A 6,431-nucleotide genomic window follows, 5' to 3' on the forward strand; every position below is an offset into this window, starting at 1 on the left:
GTGTGGGGGGTGGGTTTTTGTTTAAAAGACACTGGCCCCCCCGGTTTTTATCGTGGGGGGGCGCTGCAGTCTTTTCTTCGCCTTTGTCATGTTCTATGTCTGCCGCCGAGCGCGGGGGCGCGTCTTGTCAACAGCAAAACCATCCGGTACGCCCCGCTCATGACAGTTACCGTCCGTTTCGCCCCGTCACCGACCGGCCGCATCCATATCGGCAATGCGCGCACCGCTTTGTTCAATTGGCTGTTCGCCATCAAGAACAAAGGCCGCTTCATCCAGCGCTTCGACGACACCGACGTTGCCCGTTCGACGCAGCAGTTTTCCGACGCTATCCTGTATGACCTGCATTGGCTGGGCATCTTCCCCGACGCCACGGAGTACCAGTCGCGGCGCGTGGAAATCTACGATGCCGCACTGGAGAAGCTGAAGGAGGCGCGCCTCGTCTATGCTTGCTATGAGACGCCCGAAGAGCTCGACCTGAGGCGCAAGGTGCGCCGCACGCGTGGCCTGCCGCCAGTCTATGGCCGTGAGGCGTTGACGCTGACAGCTGAGCAAGTGGCGGAATATGGGGCCGATGGGCGGCGGCCGCACTGGCGCTTTCTGCTGCCCAACTTCACCAGTGATCCGCTGCAGCCGGAGCGCACCGAAATCCACTGGAACGACCTGGTGCGCGGCGAAGAAACCGTCGACCTCGCCTCGCTTTCAGACCCGGTTCTGCGGCGTGAGGACGGCACCTACCTCTATACATTACCTTCGGTTGTCGACGACATCGACATGGGCGTCAGCCATGTCATTCGCGGCGACGACCACGTCACCAATACCGGCGTCCAGATAGCCCTGTTCCAAGCACTTGGCGCGGAGCCGCCGGCGTTCGGCCACCACAATCTCCTGACAACGGCATCAGGCGAGGGACTTTCGAAGCGCACCGGCGCGCTGTCCATCCAGAGCCTGCGTGAGGGCGGCATCGAGCCGATGGCGGTGGCTTCGCTGGCGGTGCTCGTCGGTACCTCGGAAAACGTCGTAGCGGTGCCAACGATGGCCGAGCTAGCCGAGCGCTTCGATCCGGCTGCAACATCGAAATCCGCCGCCAAATTCGACCCGGACGAGCTCTTCGTGCTCAACTGCACGCTGCTGCACCACATGCCGTTTTCAGAGGCGCGCGACCGGCTGATCGTGCTCGGCATCTCCGGCGAACAGGCCGAGCCTTTCTGGCTGGCGGTGCGCGGCAATCTCGACAGACTGGCCGATGCGGCGATCTGGTGGCGTACGCTTCGAGACGGTCCAGAGGAGCCGGCGGAGTTTTCCGACGAGGACCGCGACTTTCTTCGCCAGGCATTCGAGCTGCTGCCGGAAGAGCCTTGGAACGGCACCGTCTGGAAGGACTGGACGGGCAAGATCCGAGCGGCGAGCGGCCGCAAGGGCAAGGCCCTGTTCATGCCGCTCAGGCTGGCGCTTACGGGACAGTCTTCCGGTCCGGAGCTTGCAGATCTGTTGCCGCTGCTGGGTCGGGAAGGAACGTTGGCCCGACGACCCTGACCTTGCGCTGCTCCGGCGGCGGCAGCGATGTCGGCGAGGGCACAGGTTTGGCGGCAAGCCGTCTGATCGCCTCACGGTCGAGGCCGCCTTGCGAATTGGCCAAGGTCTCCGGGTCGGCGCCCGGATCAGGCTTGGCAACCGGCAGCGGAATGAACGGGGTGGTCTCCACGCTCGCCTCGGATTGTGCCGGGGTTGGCGGGTTGCCGGCGATAATCTGGAAATTTTGCACGGCATTGCAGCCGCAGGTCGGCGGCCGGGGCGTGTCGGATTGCTTGTAGAGGTAGGCCGTCGACAGTTCGATATAAGGCCTGCCGGTCACTGAAGACGTCATCGACGCCGAATCGTCGTTCATGCCGCGCGTGTAGAAAACCTGCATCTCGGTGCCGGGGCAGCTCGATTCGCAATTCTTCTGGTCGCGCTCGAAATCGCCCAGCGAGGCAGCATTCGACATCGGGAAGAAATAGCCGTCGCAGGTCCGCACGCACATGGTGCGGAATTCGCCTCGCGGCTGGCCCAACTCGTCGGCGTTGTTGAGGATGCTGCGGATGTTGCGCGGCTGACTTAGCTCTTCAGCCTGGTCGAGCTCTTCGGGCTGGTCGGGCGCACCAGGTTCACTGCCCAAAAGCTGGTCGAGCAGGCTTCGGTTGCCGTTTTCACGGCTGGCTTCGCGGACCGGTGTGGGCGTCGACGCCGCATCATCGTGGCAGCCATTGGCGTCAAGCGAGGCCAATATGCGCGCGCGATCGCGTCGCGAACCACCGTCGGCAAGCTCAGTGCGCTTGGCCTGCAAGGCGTCGAGATTGGCAGCCATGCGATCGATGGTGGCGTCGAGTGCCACGCATGCGTTGGCGTTGCGGCGAGACAGCGAAAAGCCGCAGCCGGCGCTGCTGGACTGGCTGACGGCTTTTGAAATCTGCTGGCGCTGCCGGACGATCGCGTCGTCGTATTTCCTGAGCAGGCCCGGCTTGCCGCCGCCACCACGAGAAGCGGCGGCAAGATCAGCTTCAAGCTGGCGGCAGAGGCGCGAAGCGGCCTGCGACTGAGTGACGGCAATGCCGCACAGTAGCAGGACGCCGAGCAGCGCGGCTGCCCGCGTCAGCTTGCAATGTGCGCCCGTCATCCCTCCGGACCTCCACCTGCCTGTCATTCAGAACTACCGCGCTCGCGGTTAACCGTTCGTTTAGCATACCGCCGATTCCGGCTTCGGCTCAAATCGGCGATGGCTTGCGCCTGTGCGCGATCACGACGAGGGCTGTCATGCCGACCACCCCCCACGGCCTTTTCGGACAGGACCAGAACCGCGACATCCTGGCGTTGCACGAAAAAGGCGTATTCGCCGAGAAGAATGCCTGGATTCAGTAATGCCCGGAGGCTTGGGATGACCTCGATTACCCGTCGAGCCGCGGTGCAATTTGGTCTTTTATGCCTGGCGATGCCGGTCGCCATGGCGCAGGAAAAGCTTGTCACGCCGGATTGGGGCACCAGATTGGTCGAAGCCGCTCGTGAGCAGATCGGCGTCACCACGCTCTACGATCCGACCTATACACGCCTGGCCTATCCGGGCGGGGACGTTGAGCCAGAGCGGGGTGTGTGCACGGATGTCGTGATCCGTGCCTATCGCCGCGCCTTCGATCTCGACCTGCAAGAATTGGTGCATGAGGATATGCGGGCCAATTTTGCCGCCTATCCGAAGGCTTGGGGCTTGAAGGCGCCCGACCGCAACATCGACCACCGCCGTGTGCCCAATCTTGCGGTCTATTTCGAACGGCGCGGTGCTGCCTTGCCCGTCAGCCAAGACCCCGCCGATTATCGGCCTGGGGATCTCGTCGCCCAGATGCTGCCCGGCAATCTGTCGCATATTGCCATCGTGTCGTCCAATCACTCCACTGTGGTGCTGACAAGAAGGCTGGTTATTCACAACATCGGCGGCGGCGCCAGAGAAGAGGACACTTTGTTTGCCTTCAGGCAGACAGGGCATTTCCGGTTCAAGCCAGTCTGAGAAGGCCCATCGCTAGCCCAGATCGACGATGGCTTGCGCCTTATGCGCGGCTTCGACCACTGCCAGTGCCGTCATGTTGACGACGCCGCGCGAGGTGACCGACGGTGTCAATATGTGCGCCGGGCTGTCGGTGCCGAGCAGGATCGGGCCGACATGCAGCGCGTCCATCATCGTGCGCAGCGCGGTCAGCGTGATGTTCGCCGAATCGAGATTGGGAAACACCAGCAGATTGGCTTCGCCCTTCAGCCGCGAATGCGGATAGACGCGTTGGCGCAGCTGCTCCGATAGTGCCGAGTCGGCATGCATCTCGCCGTCGCATTGCAGGTCGGGCGCGATGCGCGCCAGGATCGCCGCCGCCTGCCGCATCTTCATAGCGCTTGGCGAATCGCGGGAGCCGAAATCAGAATGCGACAGCAGCGCTGCCTTGGGCTCAATGCCGAAACGCTGAATTTCCTCGGCCGCCAAAACGGTCATTTCCGCAATTTCTTCGGCGGTCGGATCGACGGAGACATGGGTGTCGGTGAGGAAAATGATGCCGCGCTGCGAGATCAGCATGGACAGCGTCGACAGGTCGCGATCCTTGATGCCGGGGCGCGGCCCGATGATCAGCGTCACGTTGCGCAAATGGCGCTCGAAACGGCCTTCGAGCCCGCAGACCATGGCGTCGGCGTCGCCGCGCTTCAGGGCAAGGGCCGCGATCACCGTATTGTCGGTGCGCACCATGGTGCGCGCGGCTTCCGTCGTCACCCCACGCCGGCCGGCAAGCTCGATCAAAAGGTCGACATAGTGGCGGTAACGCGGATCGTCTTCCGGGTTGATCAAGCCGAAATCGACGCCCGGCTTGATGCGCAGCCCGTAGCGCTTCAGCCGCACCTCGATGACATGCGGGCGGCCGATCAGGATCGGTTCGGCAATGCCTTCCTCGAGCACGACCTGGGCGGCGCGAAGCACGCGCTCGTCCTCGCCGTCGGCATAGATGACGCGTTTGGCGCTCGACGTCTTGGCCATCGAGAACACCGGCTTCATGACCAGGCCGGAGCGGAAGACGAAGCGGTTCAGCTTGTCGATATAAGCGGCGAAATCGGTGATCGGCCGGGTCGCGACGCCGGTCTCGCAAGCTGCCTTGGCGACAGCAGGGGCAATGCGCAGGATCAGCCGCGGATCGAAAGGCGAGGGGATCAGGAACTCCGGACCAAAGATCGGCGTCTCGCCGGAATAGGCACGCGCGGCAACGTCGGACGGCTCTTCGCGGGCGAGCGCTGCAATCGCTCGCACAGCAGCCATCTTCATCTCTTCGTTGATGGCGCTTGCGCCGCAATCCAGCGCGCCACGGAAGATGTAAGGAAAACAGAGTACGTTATTGACTTGATTGGGGAAATCGGAGCGGCCGGTGCAGATCATCGCGTCGGGCCGCGCCGCCCGTGCTGCTTCCGGCATGATTTCGGGATTGGGATTGGCCAGCGCCAGGATCAGCGGCTTTGGCGCCATGTGGTGGAGCAATTCCGGCTTCAGCACGCCGGCGGCAGACAGGCCGAGAAACACATCGGCGCCGGGCAGAACGTCGGCCAGCGTACGCGCCTCGGTGTCCTTCACATAAGGGTCTTTCCAGCGGTCCATCTCCTCGACGCGGCCCTTATGGGCGACGCCGAACCGGTCGGTGACCCAGATGTTGTCGACCCGCGCGCCGAGCGAGACCAGCAGGTTGAGGCAGGCAAGCGCCGCAGCACCAGCGCCCGACGTGACGATCTTGATGTCCGAGATGGACTTGCCGGCGAATTCCAGCCCGTTGAGCACGGCGGCGGCGACGATGATGGCGGTGCCGTGCTGGTCGTCATGGAAGACTGGTATGCCCATGCGGGCTTTCAACTGCTCCTCGACTTCGAAGCATTCGGGCGCTTTGATGTCTTCCAGGTTGATGCCGCCGAAGGTTGGTTCCAGCGCCGAGATCGTTTCGACCATGCGCTCGATACCCGGTGCGTCGATCTCGATGTCGAAGACATCGATGCCGGCGAACTTCTTGAACAGCACCGCCTTGCCTTCCATCACCGGCTTGGAGGCGAGCGGACCGATATTCCCGAGGCCCAGCACCGCCGAACCGTTGGTGACAACGCCGACCAGATTGGCGCGGGCTGTATAGTCGGCGGCGGTTGCCGGGTCGTCGCGGATTTCAAGGCAGGGTGCGGCGACGCCCGGCGAATAGGCAAGCGCCAGGTCGCGCTGATTGCCCAGCGGCTTCGTCGCCTGGATTTCAAGCTTTCCGGGACGGGGGTGCTTATGGAAATAGAGCGCCGCTTCGTCGAGGTCGGATCGGGCCGCCTTCTTGCTTTCGCCTGTCATGACGGCCGCCTCCTCAGTTCAGTCCGTTTGGTGCTTTGAGTCTCTTAGCATGCAGCCGAGGCTTTTCGAGAGGTGATATGTCGCAAGCGCGAGCTTGCGGCTTGCACCCCCGCCCTCCCAGGGGAATCGCATATGGCGATTTTGGGGTTGAGTTTAGGCTGAGAAAGGATTCTTTGGAGAGGCAGTTGAGCGAAGGAGCGACTGCCATTTCCTGCCTTGAGAGCTACTTTGGCGCGGTGCCTGATCCACGCGCGCCCAACGCCACGCACCGGCTTGGCGACCTGATCGTGATGATGATCGCGGCAAGCCTGTGTGGTGCCAGCAATGCGACGGAGTTCGCGCTGTTCGCGCAGGAGCGCAAGCAGGCGCTGTCGCGGCTGATCGACTATGACGCAGCTCCCAGCCACGACACCTTCTCGCGGCTGCTACGCCTGCTCGACCCGGAGGCCTTTGGTCGCGCCTTTGCGGCCTTTGCCGCAGCTTTCGCCCGAGCCAGCCGAGAGACGCCCGAGGTGGTGTCGCTTGACGGCAAGGCTTTGCGGCGGGCCTACGAGAAGGGCTT

The 6,431-nt window shown here is 63.2% G+C and carries 5 protein-coding genes; 3 read left to right on the plus strand and 2 right to left on the minus strand.

Annotated elements, in window-relative coordinates:
• Positions 1–159 precede the first annotated feature (159 nt).
• A complete protein-coding gene (gene gltX, locus NKH98_RS32585) occupies positions 160–1,533 on the plus strand; it encodes a glutamate--tRNA ligase (RefSeq protein WP_352904278.1) in 1,374 nt (457 codons plus the stop codon).
• Here the strand turns inward: gltX and NKH98_RS32590 are convergent.
• Positions 1,451–2,653: a DUF2865 domain-containing protein gene (locus NKH98_RS32590; RefSeq protein ID WP_352705555.1), complete on the minus strand. Its 1,203-nt coding sequence runs from the start codon at positions 2,651–2,653 to the stop codon at positions 1,451–1,453. The two genes, gltX and NKH98_RS32590, sit on opposite strands and share 83 nt — an antisense overlap.
• Before the next feature lie 258 nt (positions 2,654–2,911).
• Between NKH98_RS32590 and NKH98_RS32595 the strand changes: the two genes are divergently transcribed.
• Positions 2,912–3,532 (plus strand): DUF1287 domain-containing protein, encoded by a 621-nt coding sequence (locus tag NKH98_RS32595; RefSeq protein WP_352904279.1) that lies wholly within the window; start codon positions 2,912–2,914, stop codon positions 3,530–3,532.
• Between the two features lie 12 nt (positions 3,533–3,544).
• Here NKH98_RS32595 and NKH98_RS32600 read toward each other — a convergent pair whose 3' ends face one another.
• Positions 3,545–5,869 carry an NADP-dependent malic enzyme gene (locus NKH98_RS32600; RefSeq protein ID WP_352904280.1) on the minus strand — a complete coding sequence of 775 codons (2,325 nt, stop codon included), beginning with the start codon at positions 5,867–5,869 and terminating at the stop codon, positions 3,545–3,547.
• A 185-nt stretch (positions 5,870–6,054) separates the two neighbouring features.
• On the opposite strand from NKH98_RS32600, the gene NKH98_RS32605 reads away from it, so the two are divergent.
• Positions 6,055–6,431 (plus strand): transposase family protein (locus tag NKH98_RS32605; protein ID WP_352904281.1); only part of this gene is annotated, 377 nt, incomplete at its 3' end.

The sequence above is a fragment of the Mesorhizobium sp. M0833 genome, assembly GCF_040319905.1.
In the GTDB taxonomy this organism is placed as follows: domain Bacteria; phylum Pseudomonadota; class Alphaproteobacteria; order Rhizobiales; family Rhizobiaceae; genus Mesorhizobium.